The 17622-nt window shown below is 74.4% G+C and carries 18 protein-coding genes; 4 read left to right on the top strand and 14 right to left on the bottom strand.

Annotation, left to right across the window (positions count from 1 at the left end):
• Positions 1–398: 398 nt before the first annotated feature.
• The 4 genes from ACH4SE_RS11740 to ACH4SE_RS11725 form a co-directional block, all read right to left on the bottom strand.
• A complete protein-coding gene (locus ACH4SE_RS11740) occupies positions 399–2711 on the bottom strand; it encodes an ABC transporter substrate-binding protein (RefSeq protein ID WP_398543152.1) in 2313 nt (770 codons plus the stop codon).
• Positions 2708–4180, bottom strand: a complete 1473-nt coding sequence (locus ACH4SE_RS11735; protein WP_398543151.1) for a VWA domain-containing protein — start codon at positions 4178–4180, stop codon at positions 2708–2710. Before ACH4SE_RS11735 ends, ACH4SE_RS11740 begins: the two co-directional genes overlap by 4 nt.
• A 73-nt stretch (positions 4181–4253) precedes the next feature.
• Entirely contained in the window at positions 4254–6659 is a 2406-nt protein-coding gene (locus tag ACH4SE_RS11730; protein ID WP_398543150.1) for a tetratricopeptide repeat protein, read from the bottom strand.
• A complete protein-coding gene (locus tag ACH4SE_RS11725; protein ID WP_398543149.1) occupies positions 6656–8473 on the bottom strand; it encodes a trypsin-like peptidase domain-containing protein in 1818 nt (605 codons plus the stop codon). Before ACH4SE_RS11725 ends, ACH4SE_RS11730 begins: the two co-directional genes overlap by 4 nt.
• 93 nt (positions 8474–8566) lie before the next feature.
• Between ACH4SE_RS11725 and ACH4SE_RS11720 the strand changes: the two genes are divergently transcribed.
• Positions 8567–8899: a trypco2 family protein gene (locus tag ACH4SE_RS11720; protein ID WP_398543148.1), complete on the top strand. Its 333-nt coding sequence runs from the start codon at positions 8567–8569 to the stop codon at positions 8897–8899.
• Between the two features lie 140 nt (positions 8900–9039).
• Positions 9040–9480 carry a hypothetical protein gene (locus ACH4SE_RS11715; RefSeq protein ID WP_398543147.1) on the top strand — a complete coding sequence of 147 codons (441 nt, stop codon included), beginning with the start codon at positions 9040–9042 and terminating at the stop codon, positions 9478–9480.
• 94 nt (positions 9481–9574) lie between these two features.
• Here the strand turns inward: ACH4SE_RS11715 and ACH4SE_RS11710 are convergent, their stop codons facing one another.
• Positions 9575–10438, bottom strand: a complete 864-nt coding sequence (locus ACH4SE_RS11710; RefSeq protein WP_398543146.1) for a helix-turn-helix transcriptional regulator — start codon at positions 10436–10438, stop codon at positions 9575–9577.
• 166 nt (positions 10439–10604) lie between these two features.
• Between ACH4SE_RS11710 and ACH4SE_RS11705 the strand changes: the two genes are divergently transcribed.
• Entirely contained in the window at positions 10605–11381 is a 777-nt protein-coding gene (locus ACH4SE_RS11705) for an SDR family oxidoreductase (protein ID WP_398543145.1), read from the top strand.
• Here the strand turns inward: ACH4SE_RS11705 and ACH4SE_RS11700 are convergent.
• The 7 genes from ACH4SE_RS11700 to ACH4SE_RS11670 form a co-directional block, all read right to left on the bottom strand.
• Positions 11356–12408 carry a hypothetical protein gene (locus tag ACH4SE_RS11700; protein WP_398543144.1) on the bottom strand — a complete coding sequence of 351 codons (1053 nt, stop codon included), beginning with the start codon at positions 12406–12408 and terminating at the stop codon, positions 11356–11358. The genes ACH4SE_RS11705 and ACH4SE_RS11700 overlap by 26 nt on opposite strands.
• 215 nt (positions 12409–12623) lie before the next feature.
• On the bottom strand, positions 12624–13373 hold the full coding sequence (locus tag ACH4SE_RS11695) for a terminase large subunit domain-containing protein (RefSeq protein ID WP_398543143.1): 750 nt from the start codon (positions 13371–13373) through the stop codon (positions 12624–12626).
• A gap of 158 nt (positions 13374–13531) precedes the next feature.
• Positions 13532–14002: a phage terminase small subunit P27 family gene (locus ACH4SE_RS11690; RefSeq protein ID WP_398543142.1), complete on the bottom strand. Its 471-nt coding sequence runs from the start codon at positions 14000–14002 to the stop codon at positions 13532–13534.
• A 210-nt stretch (positions 14003–14212) separates the two neighbouring features.
• Positions 14213–14632 (bottom strand): HNH endonuclease, encoded by a 420-nt coding sequence (locus ACH4SE_RS11685; RefSeq protein WP_398543141.1) that lies wholly within the window; start codon positions 14630–14632, stop codon positions 14213–14215.
• A 10-nt stretch (positions 14633–14642) separates the two neighbouring features.
• Complete coding sequence (locus ACH4SE_RS11680; protein ID WP_398543140.1) at positions 14643–15053, bottom strand: hypothetical protein; 411 nt, start codon at positions 15051–15053, stop codon at positions 14643–14645.
• Positions 15054–15111: 58 nt separating this feature from the next.
• Positions 15112–15300 carry a hypothetical protein gene (locus ACH4SE_RS11675; protein ID WP_398543139.1) on the bottom strand — a complete coding sequence of 63 codons (189 nt, stop codon included), beginning with the start codon at positions 15298–15300 and terminating at the stop codon, positions 15112–15114.
• 99 nt (positions 15301–15399) lie between these two features.
• Positions 15400–15591: a hypothetical protein gene (locus tag ACH4SE_RS11670; RefSeq protein WP_398543138.1), complete on the bottom strand. Its 192-nt coding sequence runs from the start codon at positions 15589–15591 to the stop codon at positions 15400–15402.
• A gap of 112 nt (positions 15592–15703) precedes the next feature.
• On the opposite strand from ACH4SE_RS11670, the gene ACH4SE_RS11665 reads away from it, so the two are divergent.
• On the top strand, positions 15704–16093 hold the full coding sequence (locus ACH4SE_RS11665) for a hypothetical protein (protein WP_398543137.1): 390 nt from the start codon (positions 15704–15706) through the stop codon (positions 16091–16093).
• Positions 16094–16368: 275 nt separating this feature from the next.
• On the opposite strand, the gene ACH4SE_RS11660 is transcribed toward ACH4SE_RS11665, so the two are convergent.
• Together ACH4SE_RS11660 and ACH4SE_RS11655 are read right to left on the bottom strand one after the other, a co-directional pair.
• Positions 16369–16944 (bottom strand): hypothetical protein, encoded by a 576-nt coding sequence (locus ACH4SE_RS11660; protein ID WP_398543136.1) that lies wholly within the window; start codon positions 16942–16944, stop codon positions 16369–16371.
• 249 nt (positions 16945–17193) lie between these two features.
• On the bottom strand, positions 17194–17559 hold the full coding sequence (locus ACH4SE_RS11655; protein WP_398543207.1) for a DUF4429 domain-containing protein: 366 nt from the start codon (positions 17557–17559) through the stop codon (positions 17194–17196).
• Positions 17560–17622 lie beyond the last annotated feature (63 nt).

Genomic DNA, 17622 nt, shown 5'->3' with positions numbered 1-17622 from the left:
GCAAGGACCTTATGGGACTCGTGTGGCGTGACGAAACCCCCGGGTTCCGCTTGCCCCGCCTTTGCCGGGAAGGTCCCACCGGTCCGCCGCCGACGAATCGCCGCAGGTGGGACACCTCCCACGGAGTGTCCCGTTCGCGACAGACCGCCCGATGTTCCCCGCGGACGTCAGTACGGCCGGTACCGTGCCCCCGCCGCCAGACCCCGCGTCATGGCAACCGGCCCCGCGCGGGCGCGCCCGGCCCACGGCACCCCGGCCTCCGGCGCCCGCGGCCCGGACTCCCCACGCCCCCCCAGCGCGTCACCGCCCGCCCACGCCATGGCAACCGCCCCCGCGCGGGCGCGCCCGGCCCACGGCACCCCGGCACCCCACACCCGCGGCCCGCGCAGGGCATTGGGTCAACCCGTCGTGCAGACGCCGGCGAGCCCCGTCGGTCCCTCCTGCGCGCGGATGTGCTGCAGGGCGGCGAGCTGGGCGTCCAGCGTCGCGTCCGTCGGGTCCGCGAGGTAGCGGAGGACGGCCAGCGCGAAGGCGTCGCGCTCGGTCGCGGGCATGGCGTCGGAGGCGTCGTAGCAGTGGACGGCCGCGGGGTCGCGCAGGTCCTCGGTGATGCGGGCGGCGAGCGGGTCGGACGGGGTGCCGGCCAGGACGGACCGGCGGACGGAGAAGCCGGACTGCGTGCTGGCCCAGGCGCGTTGGGCGCGGTCGGAGGCGAGGTAGGTGATCAGCTGGTGCGAGGCGGGGGTGTCGTGCAGGACGGCCGCGAGGTCGCCGGAGACCTCCCAGCGGCGGGGGCCACCGCGGGGGTGCGGGATGAGCCGGGCGGAGTGGACGAAGGAGGCGGGGGTCGTGTTCCAGCCCTCGTCGCCGCGGGCGAAGGACGCCTGGTGCTCCAGCTCGCAGGTGGGCGGCGTGTCGGCGACCCCCTTCGCGGCCTGTCCGAAGGGGGTGATGAGGGCGTTCCGGGTGGCCGCGCGGCCGGTGACGCGGACGAGCGAGTGCCAGGTCGTCCAGGCGTCCCTGACCCGTGGGTCGGTCCACGGCAGCCCGCCGGTCGCCCACCGCTCGTAGACGTCCTCGCCGCTGCGCTGGAGCAGGATGTCCTCGATCCAGTCGGAGCCGGGCCAGCCGGAGGTGGCGCCGTCCGCGAGCCCGAGGCACCAGGAGGCGGGCTGTGCGGCGGCGGCGGTGATGCCGTCCTGCCTGGCCGTGGGGTACCACACCATGCTCTTGAGGTCGGTCTTGATCGGGACCCAGTACGCGTGCCCGCCGACCTCCGGCACCCAGGTCGCCGCGAAGTCGGCGGCGCGCACGATGCCGTCGAGCGGGGTGAGCCGGCCGTTCGCGGCGTATCCGGCGAGCTCGCCGGGGTCGGGCAGGACGGCGACGTCCGGCGGGGTGCCGGACTCGACCTCGGCGGCGAGGACGGCGCTCTCGGCCGAACTGCCCTCGTAGTCCACGCGGATGCGGTACCGCTTCTGGAAGTCGTCGATGATCTTGTCCTTGAACTGCTGCTCCTGTGTGCCGGTCCAGTTGGCGAGCAGCGTCACCGAGCCCTTCCACCCGGTGGCCCGGACGGCGACGACCCCGACGGTCGCGAGCAGGGCGAGGCTGATCGCGACGGCCCCGAGGGTGCGCGGGCGCGGCGGGCGCCAGGCGGTGACGCGGACGCGGTATTCGCTGATGCGCGGTTGCAGCGCGAGCAGGACGAGCGCGGCGAGCACGAGGCCGCCCGCGGCGATCCAGTCCGCGGCGGCGGCGCGGAAGCCGGTCCCGGCCAGCCGCCGGGTGACCTGCGCCCCGGTGGCGGCGATCGCGTCGTCCCGCAGGGACGGGGCCAGCACCTGCTGCGCGTCGTGCAGTGCCGCGTGCGTCAGGACGGTGAAGGCGACGAGCGTGGCCAGGCCGCCCGCGAGCAGCAGGCGTGCGGCGAGCAGCGGGACGTTCCAGCGCCGGCGGAAGCGCCGGCTGCTGAAGCGGGCGGCCTCGCCGAGCAGCACCAGGGTGGCGAGCGCGAGCAGCACGGCGAGGCTCCACCCCGCCCACAGCAGCGGCCCGAAGTCGCTGTGGCGGCGCACCCTTTCCTGCTGCGCGGCCTGGAGGTCGCGCAGCCGGCCGAGGATGGTGGCCTCGTCCGGGACGTCCGTGCCGTCGTCCTCGCCGAGGATGCTGTCGGCGTAGGAGATGTACGCCTCCTGCAACAGGGAGCCGGGCGGCAGGGCTTGGGCGTCCTCGATCCAGCCGGAGTAGGTGGCGACGAGGCCGGTGACGGTCTGGATGGACAGCCGCCCCTGGCCGCCGGTCACGTCGGCGGCCGCCGCGCGTGCGAGGCTCTGGTTGGCGACGGAGATGCGGGTGTGGAAGGCGGTGCTGCCCGCGCCCTGGCCGGCGGTGCTCCCGGCCTCCTCGCGGGCGTTGGCCTGGGCGGCCTTGACGTCCTGCCGGGCCTGCCGGAGCGCGTCCATCGCGGTGTCGACGGCGAGGACACCGGGCGCGTCGGCCGTACGCAGCGGGCGGGCGTCGGCGTGCACGCCCTGGAAGGCCTCGAACAGCGCGGCGGTCGTGAGCACGACGAGGACGAGCAGCGCGAGCCGCCGCCGGGTCAGTTCGCGCAGCGTTCCGCCGGAGCGGGCGTCGGGCGCACCGCCCGCGTCGGAGGGTGCCGTACGGCGGCGCGCGCGTATCCCGGCCGGGGTGCGGCTCCCGCTCATGACGAAGCCCCCATCGCCGCACCGCAGTTGCCGCAGTAGCGGGAGCGGGCGGGGTAGCGGCGGTGGCACACCGGGCAGGCGGCCAGTTCGCCGCCCTGCCTGGGGAGAGCGGCGGGCGCGGAGCCGTCCGGGCCCTGTGTGGTGTGGCTGCTCGCGGTCATCAGGAGCTGGAAGTCGACGGGGTCGACGGGCGAGCGGAGGGTGACGCGCCCGGCCGCGGGGTCGTGGATCTCCACGAGCCGGGCGAGTTCGGCCAGCAGCCGCCGGGCGCCGGCCCGATGGGCGAGGGCGACGGCCCGGCCGAGGAGTGCCTCGGCCCGGTCGGTCCGGCCGTGGTGGTGGGCGTCGGTCGCGTCGGCGACGGCGGTGCCCAGCTCCTCCCACACCCGGGCGTGCGCCACCTGCCCGTCCGTGAGGCCGGAGAGGGCCGGGTCGTTGGTCCAGTGGACGACGAGCGGCTGCGGCGCGGGCGGCGCGATGCCGGTCCCGGCGGGGGCGTGTACGCCGACGGCGGCGGCGAGCAGGTCCTGGTCGCGCAGTTCGCCCTCGGGGTCGACGGTGAGGCAGACGTGGAAGCGGCGCAGTTCCTCACCCCAGGCCCGGGTCACGTACGTGCCGGGCCGGTCGGGCTCGGGCGTCATGGGCCGCTCGTGGGGGAAGGTCTGCTTGACGTACCGCAGCCGCGCGCCGGGTGCCAGCGAGTCGACGGTGAGGGTCAGTTCGGGCACGGTCTTGGCCAGCAGGGCGCGCACCAGCCGCCGGTACCCGGCGGCGAGGTCGGACTCGACGCGTACGGCGTCGGCGCTGCCGTGCAGGGCGGCGGCCACGTCCAGCAGCAGATGGGCGTCCCAGTCGGTGCCGATGCCCCACGCGTCGCACACGAACTGCCCCGCGCAGTCGGCGAGTACGCCGGCCAGCGGCAGGAAGTGGCCGTGCTCGTCGCGCCCGTCGGTGAGCAGCAGGGCGTGCCGGATCGGCGCGGACTGCGCGGCCAGCTCCCGCCGCGCGAGGTCCAGCCAGCGGCCCAGGCACGTACCGCCCGCGGCGACCAGCTCGTGCACGGCGGCCGTCGCCGCTGCCCGGGTGGTGGCGTCGGCGACCGCCATGGCACCGCCGGGCGGGTAGGCGGCCACGGCCTCGTGGGTGCCGGCGACGACGGTGAACGGCGTCCCGTCCGGCAGGAGCTGGAGCGCGGCGACGGCCGCCTTCTTGGCCTCGCGGAATTTCTCCGGGGGCCGGTCCATGGAGCTGGAGCAGTCGACGACGAGGACCTCGGCGAGCGCGGGTCCGGGCGCGGCGCCCGCCGCCCCGGTGACCTGGACCGTCACGACGGCGTGCAGCTCCTGCGCGCCGCCGCCCGCGGGCAGGTACTTCTGCTGGCTGACGGTGAGGCCGAGTCCGATCGCCGGTTCGGCCGGGCCCTGCGGGTGCTCGGGCCTGTCGGGGTTCACGGGGTTCGCGGGGTTCACTGTCGCTGCGACTCCTCACCGCTGAGCGCTGCAACCGCGGGGGCTGCGGGGTTTCTTACGGGCGGGCGCACGGTCAGACCAGGCTTTCGGGGCGTACGGCGTAGGCGCGGTCGAGCAGTTCGGCGCGCAGGGCGGGCGGGGCCTGCCCGGCGAGGGCGCGCAGCGACCCGTACAGCAGGTCGGCGAGCCCGGCGAGGCTGTCGGTGCCCGCGAACAGCTCGCCGGGCGGCAGCGCGGGGAAGTCCGGGCCGTGCGTCCGGCGGCCGAGCGCGTACCGCCACAGCGCGGGGCGGTCCGGGGGGCGGCGCCCGGCGAGGACGTTCTCGCGGATCTCGGCGACCAGCCGCTCGCGGGCGTCGTCGTGCGGCAGCCGGGCCAGGCGCTCCCCGGCCCGCCGCAGGTCGTCGGTGGTGGGCGCCTGCCCGGCGAGACGGCCGGCGAGGACGCGCAGGGCGGCGACGCGGGCGGCGTCGTAGTTCCGGGAGGTCGCCGGCACCTGGTCGAGGTGGCGGACCGCGCCCGCCCGGTCGCCGTGCCGCAGCCGCAGCCGGGCGAGCCCGAACGCGGCGCTCGCCTGCGCCCGGTCGCGCTCCCAGACGGCCTCGTAGTAGGCCGTGCTCTCCTCCTCCGCGCGGGCCTCGGCGGCTGCGGCGACGGCCCTCTCCGCGTCGTCCGCGGGTGGCGGCACGTCCGGGCCCGGCCGCCCGCGCAGGTACTCGGCGCAGTAGCCGAGGGCCAGTTTGGGCGCCGACTCCCCCGGCACCGTCGCGTAGACGGCGGCGAACTCCCCCTCGGCCCTGCGGACTTCGCCGCGCACCAGGTGCAGCAGCCCGCGGTGCCACGGCGGCCGCCAGTCGTAGCCCGCGACGTCCGGGCCGAGCAGCCGCTCCGCCTCCACGAGCCACCGCTCCGCCTGCGCCGTGCCGGTGGTGTCGCGCAGCAGGTACGACCGGCACAGCCACAGCGCCATCTCGACCGTGCGCAGCCGCGGGTCCTCCCGCACCAGTTCGGCGGTGCGCTCGGGCGCGTCCCCGGCGAGGCCGCCGAGCAGCACCGACGCCGGGTCGGCGGGGTCGGCGACCGGGCGGGGCAGCGCGCGGGCGGTCTCCTGGGGGGTGGGCGGGCCCACGTCCAGGTCGGGCGGCGGCGCGCCCGCGGGGCGGCCGGTCCAGTGGCTGAGCGGGGGGACGCCGCCGAGCCCCGCGCCGAACAGCACCGCGGCGGGCTCGAAGCGCGTGGAGCGCTCCGGGTAGCGCTCGCCGCGGCCGAGCGCCCGGTGCTCGCGCAGCACCTCCCACAGCTGGCGGGACATCTGCGCGGCCGAGGTGAAGCGGGCGGCGGGCTCGTCGTGCGTGGCACGGCCGACGAGCCGGTCGAACGAGCGCGCCGCGAGCCCGGCGCCCGGCGCGGCCCGGCGGGCGAGCGCTTCGAGGGTGCGGCCCACGGTGAAGAGGTCGGTGTCGACGAGGAAGCCCCGCCCGTCGCGCTCGCGTTTGTGCGGGGCGTACCACGGCGTGTAGACGAGCGCGCTGGTCCGGTCGTCGGCCCGGCGGACCGCGCCGAGGTCGATGACCTTGATCTCGCGGCCGTAGTGGATGACGTTCTCCGGCTTCATGTCGCAGTAGAGCAGCCCCTGGTCGTGCAGGTACTCCAGCGCGCCGAGGATCTTGCAGCCGTAGGTGAGCACGTGGTCGAGCGCGAAGGGCTCGCCGAACAGCTCCGCGAGCGCGTCGTCCGGCATCCGCAGCAGCTGGTCCAGCGGCCGGCCCGCGACGTACTCCATGACGATGTAGTCCGCGGGCTCGTCGTGCCCCTCGGCCTGGTGCCGCGTGGAGCTGACGATCCGCACGATGTCGCGGTGGTGCAGGCTGGTGAGCGAGCGCATCTCCTCGACGGCCTTGCGCCGGGCTGCCGCGTCCGAGGTGTTGAGCAGGGCCTTGAGCACGACCCGCTGGTCCGGCAGCGCCACGTCCCGGGCGAGGTAGACCCAGCCGGTGCCGCCGGGGGCGAGGTAGCCCAGCACCTCGTACTGCCCGGCGACCACGTCCCCCGGGCCGAGCTGCGGGCGCAGGTCGTACGGGGTGCCGCAGTCGGGGCAGAAGCCGTGGTCGGGGGCCGGGCCGTCGTCGTACGCGACGCCGATCGTGCCCGGGCACTCCGGGGTGCCGCACGGCCGCCCGCCCTCGGGGCGCCGGGCGGTGCGCCGGACGGCCTCCTCGTCGGGGGGCGGCGGGACGTCCGGGAGCTGGACGAGGCCGTCGCGGTCGAGCCCGCCGGGCGCGGGGCGGGGCCGGCCGGGGGGCTGCGGCGGCTCGGCGTCGGCCGGTGGCCGCGGCGCCGGGGCGGGGACGGGGGCGGGGGCGCCCGCGGCGCTGCGCCGGCACAGGGAGCAGAAGCCGGTGGGGCCGACGGCGCCGGAGCAGCCGGGGTACGGGCAGGGGCGGGCGGCTGCGGCGCCGGCCGCGGCGGGTGCGGTCACTGCGGGGTGCCCCTTCGGTCGTGGCCCTCCTGTCCGCCGGGTGGACGGGGGGCGGGCGGTACGGGCGGGCGGTCCGCTCCCCCGTCGACGAAGGCCAGGAAGGCGCGGGTGGCCGCCTCGGCCGCCGGGACGTCGCAGGGGCGCTCCTGCAGCAGCCGGTGGGCGGTGAGGTACAGCTCGTCGGCCACCAGGTCCTCCGTGCGGGCCGCCGCCTCCTCGTACAGCCGCCGGTAGGGCACCAGGCGGCCGCGCAGCTCGTTGCGGCGGTCGAGGAGTCCGGCCAGCGCCGCCACCGCGGGCGGGATACGGCGCTCGGCGCGGGCGGCGACGCGCTCGTAGTGGCCCAGGTCCGGCGCCTGGTCCGGCGGGAGGGCGAACGGCCCCCGCCCGGCGGTGAGTTCGGCGCGGGCGGCGACGACGTGGACGAGCGCGCGGACGGCCCTGTCGGCGAGGTCGTCGGCCTCCGCGTCCCCCGTCACGCGCGCCATGAGGGCGTCCAGCTCGGGCGCGGACGTCTCGCAGATCTCCGCGTAGCGCGCGGCGAGCCGCTGCCGGCGCTGCACGGCCGGGCGCAGCAGCAGCTCGTCGCGGGCCCGCGCGAAGTGCTCCCCGGCGGTGCGGAAGGCGAGCAGCACCCGGCTGCCGCCCGCGACCAGCACCGCCATCAGGTCGAGCAGCGAGCCCGGGTCGGCGGCCGCGTCCACCCCCACGACGACCAGCGTGATCGTCACCCGGGCGGTGGCGATCCGCTCCGCGGGCGGCACGTCGCGGTGCCGGCCGAGACCCATGCGCAGCGCGATGCGTTCGGCGACCGAGGCGGTGTCGCTGCCCGCGACGTACAGCGCGAGATCCAGGCCGCCGGCCGCCGGTACGGTCCCGGGTGCGTCGAGGGTCGCGCGCCGGGTCGACAGGCTCGTGCGCAGTTCGCGGTCGGCGAGGGTGATCGCGCGGCGCAGCGTGGCGGCGCGGGCGGCGTCGCCCTCCGGCACCAGGGTGATCTTCACCTGCGGCGCGGCACCGTCGCCGCGTGAGGCCGCGTCGCCGCGCAGCCAGCGGGCCAGCCGCTCGGCGAACGGCTGGTCCAGCAGGGCCACGTCGGCCCCCGACTCCGGCGCCCGCAGCTCCTTGTCGACGGCGGCCGGTCCGCGGGTCCACTCGGCGACCTCCGGCAGGTGCTGGACGACGGTCTCGGCCGGGCTCATGAAGGAGTAGCCGCCGACGGGCTCGGAGGGCCCGGCCAGCACCATGCCCACGACCTGCGAGGTGGCGAGGTCCACGACCGGGCCGCCGCTGAAGCCCGGCCGCGCCGCCTCGGCGGGGCTGGGCGGGCGCAGCTGGACCTGCCCGTCGCGGCCGCAGCCGCCGATGATCGTCGCGGGCAGCCACAGGCCGCCGTTGAAGTCGGCGGGGAAGCCGTACATCAGCACCTCGCGGCCCGGCGCGGACAGCCGGTGCAGCGTCGTCGCCTCGCCGGGCGGGCGCGGCCGGTCCAGTGCGAGCAGGGCGACGTCGCCGCTGGGGTCGCCGTCCTCGTCCCGCTCCTCGGGCCGGTAGGCGTCCCCGGCGACCCGGGCCGCGACCCGCGGCACGTGCGAGCCCCCGGCGCCGACGAACTCCGCGACGACCTCCTCGCCGCGGCCCAGCACGTGCGCGGCCGTCAGCACCCGGTCGGGGCCCAGCAGGATGCCGCTGCCCGCGATCTCCCCGTCGGCCCGGCGGATCCGTACGGCCCAGGTCGGTGTCGCCACGAGGCTGGGCCGGACAGCGCTCGCGCCGCTTCTCTCCCCGTCGGCGTTTCCCCCGTCGGCCACCATGCCGTGCACCATACGCCTGACGCCACGTCATGTCGCGGGAAAAGCCCTACAATTGGGCGCTCGCACCGCAGAACCACCTCCCGGGGGGCCGTCGTGGAAGAGCCGTCCTTCGTCGGGCTGGCCGAGGTCATCACGCAGATCCGCACCGAGCTGCAGCAGGCGCGCGACACCGCGGAGGGCGAGCGGATCGGCTTCACCGTGGACAGGGTCAGCCTGGAGTTCACCGTGCAGGTCCACCGCACCGGCCGCGCGGGCGGCGGCCTGCGGATCGGCGTCGTGACGGCGGAGCTGGGCGGCTCGGTGGACAGCGGCACGACGCACCGCGTCCAGGTCGAACTGGAGCCGCACGACACGGCGACCGGCGGCCGCGTCCTGGTGACCCGCCCACCGGGGACCGGCGCGCCCGGGACGCCGGGCCTGCGCTGACGCGTCCCCGCGGGCCGCCGCCACACCACCGCGGAGCCGCGTCGCGGGGTCGCCCCGCTGAATCCGCCGTTCCGTCCCGGCCCCGTCACAGCTGCGTCACTGCGGCCGCCCGGCGCCCGCGGCCCGGCGAGGCTGGGCCGATGCGTATCCGTATCGCCGCCGCGGCCGTCGCAGCAGCCGCGCTCCTCAGCCTCACCGCGTGCTCGTCCGACGACAAGGACAGCGGCACCGGCAGCCCGTCCACCACCCCGGCCACGACCGCCCCACCCACCGCGAGCCCGTCCCCGTCCGGCACCCCCGGCGACTCCACCGGCGGTGCGGGACTGCCCGGCGCGCCGGACGCGGCCACCCAGGACCTGGTCGTCAGCTCCCTGAAGAAGATCGACCCCGCGCTCGCCGACGACCCGGACAGGACGATCGACTCCGCGCGCACCCAGTGCCGGACCCTCTCGGGCAACGGCGACAGGAGCGGCCACGAGGCCGCCCAGCGCTTCGGCTCCCCCGGCCACCCCCTGACCGACGCCCAGGGCACCGCGATCAACGCCGCCCTCAGCGCCCTCCTCTGCGAGCCCTCCCTCTGACGCACGCGTGCGACCGGCCGCCGCCCCCGGTCCCCGGCGGCCGGCTCCGCGTGCCCCGCCCGGGGCCCGGCAGCGCCACCCCGGTCCGGCGGCCCTACCCCCGCTCGCGGACGGGAGCGGCGGGTGCCGTCCAGCTGGTGAGGAGCCGCAGCGCACGGTCGGTGTCGGAGCCGGGTTCGACGGTGTAGACGCACAGCGTCTGGTCGGTGTCGCCGGGCACCTGGAAGGACTCGTAGGAGAAGTGCAGGTCCCCGACGAGGGGATGGTGGTAGTGCTTGGCGCCGTGGGTGCGGCGCAGCACCCGGTGGTCGTTCCACCAGGTGGAGAATTCCGGGGACTTCAGGGTGAGTTCGCCCACGAGGTCGGCGAGGAGCCGGTCGTGCGGGTGGCGGCCCGCGTCCAGCCGGAGCATGGCGACGGTTTCGGCCGCGATGCGTTCCCAGTCGCCGACCCGCTCGCGGGCCTCGGGGTCCAGGAGGTAGTAGCGGGCCAGGTTGCGGCGGGGCGCCGGCAACGCCTCGAAGTCGGTGAGGACTTCACGGCCGAGCCGGTTGGACGCCAGCACGTCGGTGCGCCGGCCGACGACGAACGCCGGTACGTGGTCGAGGGTCTGGAGCATCAGGTGCAGGCCCGGCCGGACCCGCTGGGCCCGCACCGGGGCGGAGCGCTGGGACCTGCCGCGGGACCTCAGGAGGTCGGTGAGGTGCTCGCGTTCGGAATCGTCCAGCCGCAGCGCGCGGGCGAGCGCGTCCACGACCTCGGCGGAGGGGTTGCCCGCCCGCCCCTGTTCCAGCCGCGTGTAGTACTCGGTGCTGACGCCGGCCAGCCGGGCCGCCTCGTCCCTGCGCAGGCCCGGGACCCGGCGCACACGCCCGTCGGAGGGCAGCCCGGCCTCCTGCGGGGTCAGGCGCGCACGCCGGGAACGCAGGAAGCCGGAGATCTCCTTGGCACGGTCCATGGCTCAAGTGTGCGCGCACGGACGGCACCGCGGCCGTCCCAGGGTGGCCCTGCCGGTACCTGTCCGGGCGGGGCCGGCTACGGCGTCCCGGCGGGCCCGTCCCGGTGGTGAGCTGGATACGCGGCCGGCGGCACCGGCCGCACCCACCTCCCGAAAGGCACCCCTCATGTCCACGAGCACCACCTCCCTGCCCCTGTCCGGCCGTGTCGCCGTCGTCACCGGCGCGTCCAGCGGCATCGGTGCGGCGTCCGCCGAGCACCTGGCGTCCCTGGGCGCCCGCGTCGTCGTCCTGGCGCGGCGGGCCGACCGGCTGGCGGACCTCGTCGCCCGGATCGGGAAGGACGGCGGCACGGCGACGGCCGTCGCCGCCGACGTGACCGACGCCGCCGCGGTGCGGGCCGCCGCCGAGCGGGTGGCGGCCGAGTTCGGCGGCGCCGACCTCCTCCTGAACAACGCCGGCGTGATGCTGCCGGCCCCGATCGAGGAGCTCGCGGCGGACCAGTGGAAGCACCAGATCGACCTGAACGTCACCGGGCTGATGAACGCGATCGGCGCGTTCGTCCCGCAACTGGTCGCGGCCGCCGCCGAGCGCGGGGTGGCCGACCTGGTCAACACCTCCTCGATCGCGGCGCAGAACATCTTCCCCAACTTCGCCGTCTACTCAGGCACCAAGGCGTACGTCACCCACCTGTCCCGCCACCTGCGGGCCGAACTGGGCGCGAAGAACGTCCGCGTCTCGGCGCTCGAGCCCGGCATCGTCGGCACCGAACTGCAGAACCACGTCACCGACCAGGGCGCCCTCGACTGGCTGGAGGGCTCGCGGGAGAGCATCGAGTGGCTGACGGCGCAGGACGTCGCGCGGACCGTCGGCTTCATCGCGTCGCAGCCGCCGCGGGTGAACTTCCAGCAGGTCACGATCATGCCCACGGGCCAGCCCGCCTGACGCCCGCGGGCACCGGGGCCGGGTCCACCGGCGCCGGGCCCTCCGGGTCCGTCGCCACGTCCGCCGTCCTCCTGGCCGCCACCGCTCCTCGACGGCTGCCTCCCCGGCGCGGCGCCCTGGGCGGTGAGCCGCCCGTCCGCCCGGCTTCCCACCGCGTACTTCGTACCGCGGCTCGTCGGCCACGGCGCCGGCGGTTCGGCCGGCCCCGTCCGAGCGGGCCGCCGGGTGCCCCCGGGCGGAGGTACGCGGCGAAGGCCGGCGGAAGGGGTGGGGGGCACCCGCCCAGCGGGGGTACCCCGCGGTCCGGGACCGGGGCGCCGGCACCGGTGCGCGTGAACGGGTGCGGACGTGCCCGCCGCGGCAGGCCCCCGCAGGGCGGCGGAAGGGGGAACGGGGCGGCCCCGGAGGCGGCGGAAAGGGGCAGGGCCGCAAACGCAACGGGCCCCCGGCGGGGGCCCGTTGCGGAGCGCGTCCGCCGCTTTCGCGGGCGCTTCGGTGGGGCGGCTGGGACTCGTCGATCTTGTCGCCGCCGTGGGACTTGTCCGGCTTCACGTTTCCCGCGATGTCCATCGCGACCGCGAGGTTGTCGACCATCCACGCCATGACCGGGTTGCCGCCGTGCCGAAGCATCGGCCGCCCGCCCGCGCGGACCTGCTTCTCGCCCTGGAGCAGCAGCCGCTTCACGGCCTTCAGCGCGGGCGATGCTCTTGTACCCCTGGCCGACGCCGACCAGCGGGGCTCGCTCGCTTTCCAGGTCGTCGGTCAGCGGGGTGGACGACCACCGGTCGAAGCCGAGCGACTTCACGTCGAAGGCGTCGAGATCGGCGCGGATCTGGGCCGCGATCACGTCGTAGTCTGTGACGTTGCCCGGCGTCGTCTTCAGCCAGCCCTCGCGGACCCACACCGAGGCGTTCCCCGCGGTGCGCCGGTCCAGATCCTTGATGTTGTCCTCGGGCGTCCAGAACCGGACCACCAGGTCAACGCTGTCGTCAGGGAACAGCCAGGCGAGCGCGTTGAGGTCGGACACGGCCCCGAGGTCAAGGCCTCCGTACGCCTCCCTGCCCGCGAGCTTTCCTCGTCGACCAGGGCGCCGTTGGCCGTCCACGACTCCAGCGTCAGGTACTTCGTGACCTGCTTGGTACGGATGCCGAGGTGCAGCCGCAGGAACGAGGCCAGTTCGGCCGGGGACTGCTTCGCCTTGTCCGCCGCGGTCCGCAAATACGCCCGGGTCGGGCTGATGCCCTAGCCTGGGTTCGCCTTCTTCTTACGTCTCCTCGGCGAACGGGTGTCGTCCTTCTCCGCAGCGAACACCACTCCGTACACCGCGGGCGCCCGGAACACGCCGCGGGCCAGCTGCTCGATCCGCTCCCGCTTCCGCCCGTAGACCGACTCCTTCTTACCGGCGTCCGCGGTCGTGATGATGAAGATCAGCGGCTTCCTGCGGGAGCCAGTGCCCGACTCGATCGTCTCGACCAGCTCCGGGCTCTTGTGCTCGTGCAGCTCGTCGACCAGGCCGCAGTGGAGGTTCAGGCCGTGCTGCGCGCCCGCGAGGGACGACACCGGTTTGAAGTAGCTGTCGGGCTTCGCATGGAGGATCACCCAGCCGAGCGGCTGCACGACCCGCTTCAGGGCCGGGGACTTCTCCACGATCGCCTTGACCGGGCCGAACAGCAGCCCCGCCTGCTCCTTCGTCACGGCCGCCGTGATGGCCTGCACACCGGGCTCCTTGTCCCCGCCCATCATGTACAGCGCGATGCCGCCACCGAGCGTCGTCTTGCCGTTCTTGCGCGGCACGTCGACGTAGACCTCGCGGATGATCCGCACGTACATGTCGGCGTCGGAGTCCCGGTGCACCCACCCGAAGATCGGCGCCAGGATGTAGGCGACCCGCCAGGGGTCCGCGCGCCGCGGCTGTCCAGCAGGGGCGCCCTGGGTGTGCCTCAGCTTCTCGAATGCCCGCGGCACGCGGTCGACGCGCTCGGCGTCGAACACCGCCCCGGGTTCGTCCCTCGGCTCCGGCGTCTTGATCAGCGGCGGGCAGCCCGGCAGCGGGACCCGCTGGGTCAGCTACCAGGCAAACCTCGGGCGAGATCTTCAGTCGGGCCAGCGGCTCCTCGTCGAGGTACGCGGCCGGCGGCGGGGTCTTCGTCCTACCCGAACGGGTTGTCGAGGTCCGGCTCATTCTCCGACCCCCTCGCCAGGGCCTGCCCCGTCGAGGGCGTCAACCCGGAGCGCCCCGCCCACGCCCGCAGCTCGCGGCCGGCCGGCCGCGCGGTGCCGACCGCCGGGTGCGGGAGCATCCCCTGCCTCGCCTCGGTCGTCAGCCCCTCTCGCTGCACCGTCTCGGTCGCCTCGCGGAAGGTGGCCCAGGCCTCGCAGTAGGCAGCCGGCGCGGCGCCGTCCTCGGGCTTTAGCAGATCGAGGCGCGACAAGCCGGGAACGATGCGCTCCCACTCGGCGCGAGCCTCGTCCGACAGCCAGTCCGGGGCATCCGGCGGCTCCCCTTCCCTCGGGGGGCGGGGATCGGGTGGGTTGAGTCGTCGCGCCGCGAGTTTCTGACCTGCACGTTTGTGGTGTCGGTTCGGCCCGTACGTATCGGGGGCGCCGTGCTCGACATGCACGAAGTCTCACAGGGCTTGCAACAATCTGACCTGCACTTTCGCACAGCTCGGCGTAAATGTGCAGGTCAGAGGCTCGCGTGCGGCCCGCGCTCTGCCCCCGCTGACACCTGGCCTGACTGCAAGTCTCTGACCTGCGATTTTGCGGAGAGTTGCATAAAGCCGCAGGTCAGCGGGGTGCATGCCCGGGGGATGTCCTCCCCGGGGGGTGCGTCAGGTCAGCCCGGGGGGTGTGCCTCCTCGGCGGCGGGCGAGATACCGCTGTCGCCCGCGCTCAGCCTCTGCGGCGCTCTTGACGCGGTCACACTCGGGGCAGAGCAGGCCGAGGTTGTCGAGGTCACGGGCCGACCCGCCTTCGGCCATGGGTGTCTTGTGGTCGGGGACGAAGGCCTCGGCGTCGGGGTCTTCCGGGTCCGGCTCGGTGCCGCAGAGGTAGCAGCAGCCGTGGTCGCGCCGGGCGACGCGGGCCTTGAGTGCTCGCCACTCGCCGGAGCTGATGCCTTCGTACCGGGCCGCCTTGTCATCCCGACCGGCCCACGGCTTTCGCTTGTGCTCGTCGCACCGGCCGGTCGTGGTCAGCGCCCGGCACCCAGGCTCGGCGCACCGAGACGGAGGCCGGGTCGGCATGAGCATCCCCCCGGGGCTACTTGGGGCAGAGGGTCGCGCGCAGTGCCGCGTTGAGCGCTTTGCCTTTGATGTCGCTCAGCGGGTGCACGTCGTTGCCGAATCGCTGGGCCGCGAGATGGTCCGGGTTCGCGGCGCCGCCGTGGAGTGCCATGCACTGGTTGCGGCCGGCGTCGACCAGGCTGCGGTCTGTGTCGAGCTTGAGGCTCGGGTCTACCGCCGTGACCGCGGCGAGGTAGCGCGTGAGGGCCGCGCCGGTGGGCTTGGGCGGGATGCCGAGGTTGGCTTCCATGCGTGCGGTGTCCACGGCGGTGGGCGTCGTGACGGGCGCCTTGGCGGGGGCCTTGCTGCTGGTGTCGTCGTCGTTGCATGCGGCCAGGGCTAGGAGTGCGGCGGCGGCGAGGGCCACGGCGGCGATACGGATACGCATCGGGTCAGCGTGTCGTATCGGGCGCGGCTGTGGAGGCGGTGTCACGGACCCGTGACGATTAGGTGTGCTCGGGCCAGTGCCAGGTGCCGGGCTCGGTGCCCTCAGCGAGAGGGAGCGGATGTGGATCGGTGCCGAAGAGCGTGAACACGGTGAGGCTGGCCCGCTTGCCGTCCGTGTCAGTGATAATCGCGGCTCGACACTCGCCTCGCTCGTTGTAGTGGACGATGCGGCCGACGCTGGGCTGCATAGCGGCTCCCTCCGGAAAGGCAGCAGGCCCCGCGCTCACCGAGCGGGGGCCTGCGAACATACGTCTTCGGAAAGATCGTGCACCGGCTGTGACGTGGAGTCAAGCGGCCTTGTGCTCCGCCGGTGGGGCGAGCACCTGCTCGCTGTCGTAGTACGGCTGTCGAGGGCTGCCGCCAGCGCGGGCGAGGCGCCCGTGGCGGACCGGGCAGCGGATGCCCGCGAGGTCGGTGCGGAGAGTGGCCGCGGCCTGGTGGGCGCTCATGTGGCCGGCGGGGACGTACAGGGGCTCCATGCCCCCCATTGTGCGGGTTACGCATGGTCGACCTGGAGTGTGCGGGTGAACGATCATCCGATGTACATGACGGGACCACGACTCCAGGGCTCGTCGACCATCAGGAGGATGCATGCGGAAGAGGGTGGGGGCCGCGATCATCGCGGTGCTCTCGGTGGGGGGACTGCTTCTGGGGACCGGGCCTGCGCAGGCCGCCTCGCAGGACATTCCGACGTTTTACGTGGGTGACGGTTACATCGGTGGGTCGGCGGAGTTCATTTCCCTAGGCGACAAACTCGTTGTCTGCGACCAAAAGAATGGGGACGGCTACGGGGCTTACGCGGAGCTCAGCAACGCTAACACCGGCGAGGTACTTGAGTGGGTTTACGACGGCGTCCCTGACGGCGTGTGCCAGTCGACAGCCAAGGACCTCTATGAAGAGACCCCTGTGCACATCGATTTGTGCCTGCGGAGGAATAACGACAGCGTCATCTGCATTTGGTCGGCCACCGGCAGGGTCTGACTCAGCGCTTCCTTGGCGGGCGGCGGGCGTTGGAGCCTCTGTCGGGGATTCGCCGGACGCCCCTGGTCCTACCTCCCTGCCTCCCGAACCTGCGGTTACCACAGGTGGGCTCGGGGGGGCTGGCTAGGGAGGCGGGCGGGGGGCTCCGCCCGCCCGCCTCCCTACTTGTCGTTGGTGTCCTGGTCGTGCTCGGCGAAGACTTCGAACGCGCGGCCGTGGGCGACGACCTGCCGGGCGGTCATGTGGCCGGCGGCAACGTACAGGGGCTCCATGCTCTACGTTCCGTCCGTACGCCCGCGCTCATCGAGGAGCCTACGGATGGCGCCCTGGCGGTCCGCCGCCCTCCTGGAGATGTCGGTGACGTGCTGGTTGTCCATGACGATCGTTCGTGAGATCGGATCCGGTGCTCCCATCCCGAACCGGATCACAGGCCGTCCATCGTCCGTCCACTCTACTTGAGGGTCGGGGGGATTCCGGAACCCCATGTGCGCCGTGTCCCAGCCCCATTGGGCTGACGTCCGGATGACCTCCTCCACGACTTCCCGGCGAAGCGCTGTGACAGCAGACGTGGTGTCCGTCGTCGCATTATCGTCCGCCCCCGACTGGTCAGACCTAGCCAGTTCTGCGAGCTCTTCGTCAGTGGCTACCGCCGCCTGGACGACCTCGGATCCCCGATGAAGCGCCTCAAGCTCCGCGAAACCGATCTTGCCCCGAACGTCGCGGTTTTCCAACCAGCGCTTGAGCCAGTTACGAAAGCCGGGGTTCTTCTTCAGCGCGCGGGCTATCCAGAAGAACACTGCCAGTAGGGCCACTGGCCACTTCAATGAGGAGATGAACTCCAGCACGGTCATGGTACGCATCCTGCACCACGGCGAAGTTGGAAGGAGTGGGTACGGCCCGCCGGGTGGTACCCGGCGGGCCGTGCGGGGGCTACCGCCCGTTGCCGCCTTGGCAGCCGTGGCCGATGGGCACCCAGCTGATCGGCGCCCCGTTTGCCCGGGGTCGGGGCGCCGCCACGGTCCTTGCGGATACCGCATCCCGCCGTACGTCCGGGGTGCACCGGCTTCGGGAGAGCAGGACGCCGGTACGGGACCTCTGTGTCAGCTGCCGATGAGCCGGGCCTTGGACCTGCTCGAAGTCGGCGTCGCTGATGATGCTTCGCTGGCGAGGTGCCGCGAGCTTGCCGAGTTCCTCGGCGATGGAGCCGCCGACGGCGGGCTGTTGCGGCGCGTGGCGTGCGGCGATCGCGTCGTCGATGGCCTGCCGGATCGGCTCGACTGCTGGCGGGCGCCGAAGGTGACGGTATTCTCGTCCCGCTTGGCATCGGATCCGCTCTGCCCAGGCTTGCTACGGCGATCGACGCCGCCGGCGAGGGTGAACTGGATGAAGCCCGTGGCGAGGCTGGCTTTGCGCCACTGGACGGCGGTGATGCTGGCGACGGAGATGCGCTTTTCGCCGCCGCCCACGAGCACGCGGGCGCTGAATCCGGTGCGCTCGATCGTGACGGTCTGGCCGTCGAAGTGGATGGT

It is taken from the genome of Streptomyces sp. NPDC020983, from assembly GCF_044333485.1.
Lineage (GTDB): Bacteria > Actinomycetota > Actinomycetes > Streptomycetales > Streptomycetaceae > Actinacidiphila.
This window is presented reverse-complemented; position numbering and strand designations above follow the sequence as displayed.

What these genes read in the sequence shown, in the direction of transcription:
- ACH4SE_RS11740 (WP_398543152.1), bottom strand. Translation starts at nt 2,711, where the DNA reads ATGAGCGGGAGCCGCACCCCGGCCGGGATACGCGCGCGCCGCCGTACG.
- ACH4SE_RS11725 (WP_398543149.1), bottom strand. Translation starts at nt 8,473, where the DNA reads ATGGTGGCCGACGGGGGAAACGCCGACGGGGAGAGAAGCGGCGCGAGC.
- ACH4SE_RS11715 (WP_398543147.1), top strand. Translation starts at nt 9,040, where the DNA reads ATGCGTATCCGTATCGCCGCCGCGGCCGTCGCAGCAGCCGCGCTCCTC.
- ACH4SE_RS11710 (WP_398543146.1), bottom strand. Translation starts at nt 10,438, where the DNA reads ATGGACCGTGCCAAGGAGATCTCCGGCTTCCTGCGTTCCCGGCGTGCG.
- ACH4SE_RS11705 (WP_398543145.1), top strand. Translation starts at nt 10,605, where the DNA reads ATGTCCACGAGCACCACCTCCCTGCCCCTGTCCGGCCGTGTCGCCGTC.
- ACH4SE_RS11685 (WP_398543141.1), bottom strand. Translation starts at nt 14,632, where the DNA reads ATGCTCATGCCGACCCGGCCTCCGTCTCGGTGCGCCGAGCCTGGGTGC.
- ACH4SE_RS11680 (WP_398543140.1), bottom strand. Translation starts at nt 15,053, where the DNA reads ATGCGTATCCGTATCGCCGCCGTGGCCCTCGCCGCCGCCGCACTCCTA.
- ACH4SE_RS11675 (WP_398543139.1), bottom strand. Translation starts at nt 15,300, where the DNA reads ATGCAGCCCAGCGTCGGCCGCATCGTCCACTACAACGAGCGAGGCGAG.
- ACH4SE_RS11670 (WP_398543138.1), bottom strand. Translation starts at nt 15,591, where the DNA reads ATGGAGCCCCTGTACGTCCCCGCCGGCCACATGAGCGCCCACCAGGCC.
- ACH4SE_RS11665 (WP_398543137.1), top strand. Translation starts at nt 15,704, where the DNA reads ATGCGGAAGAGGGTGGGGGCCGCGATCATCGCGGTGCTCTCGGTGGGG.
- ACH4SE_RS11660 (WP_398543136.1), bottom strand. Translation starts at nt 16,944, where the DNA reads ATGACCGTGCTGGAGTTCATCTCCTCATTGAAGTGGCCAGTGGCCCTA.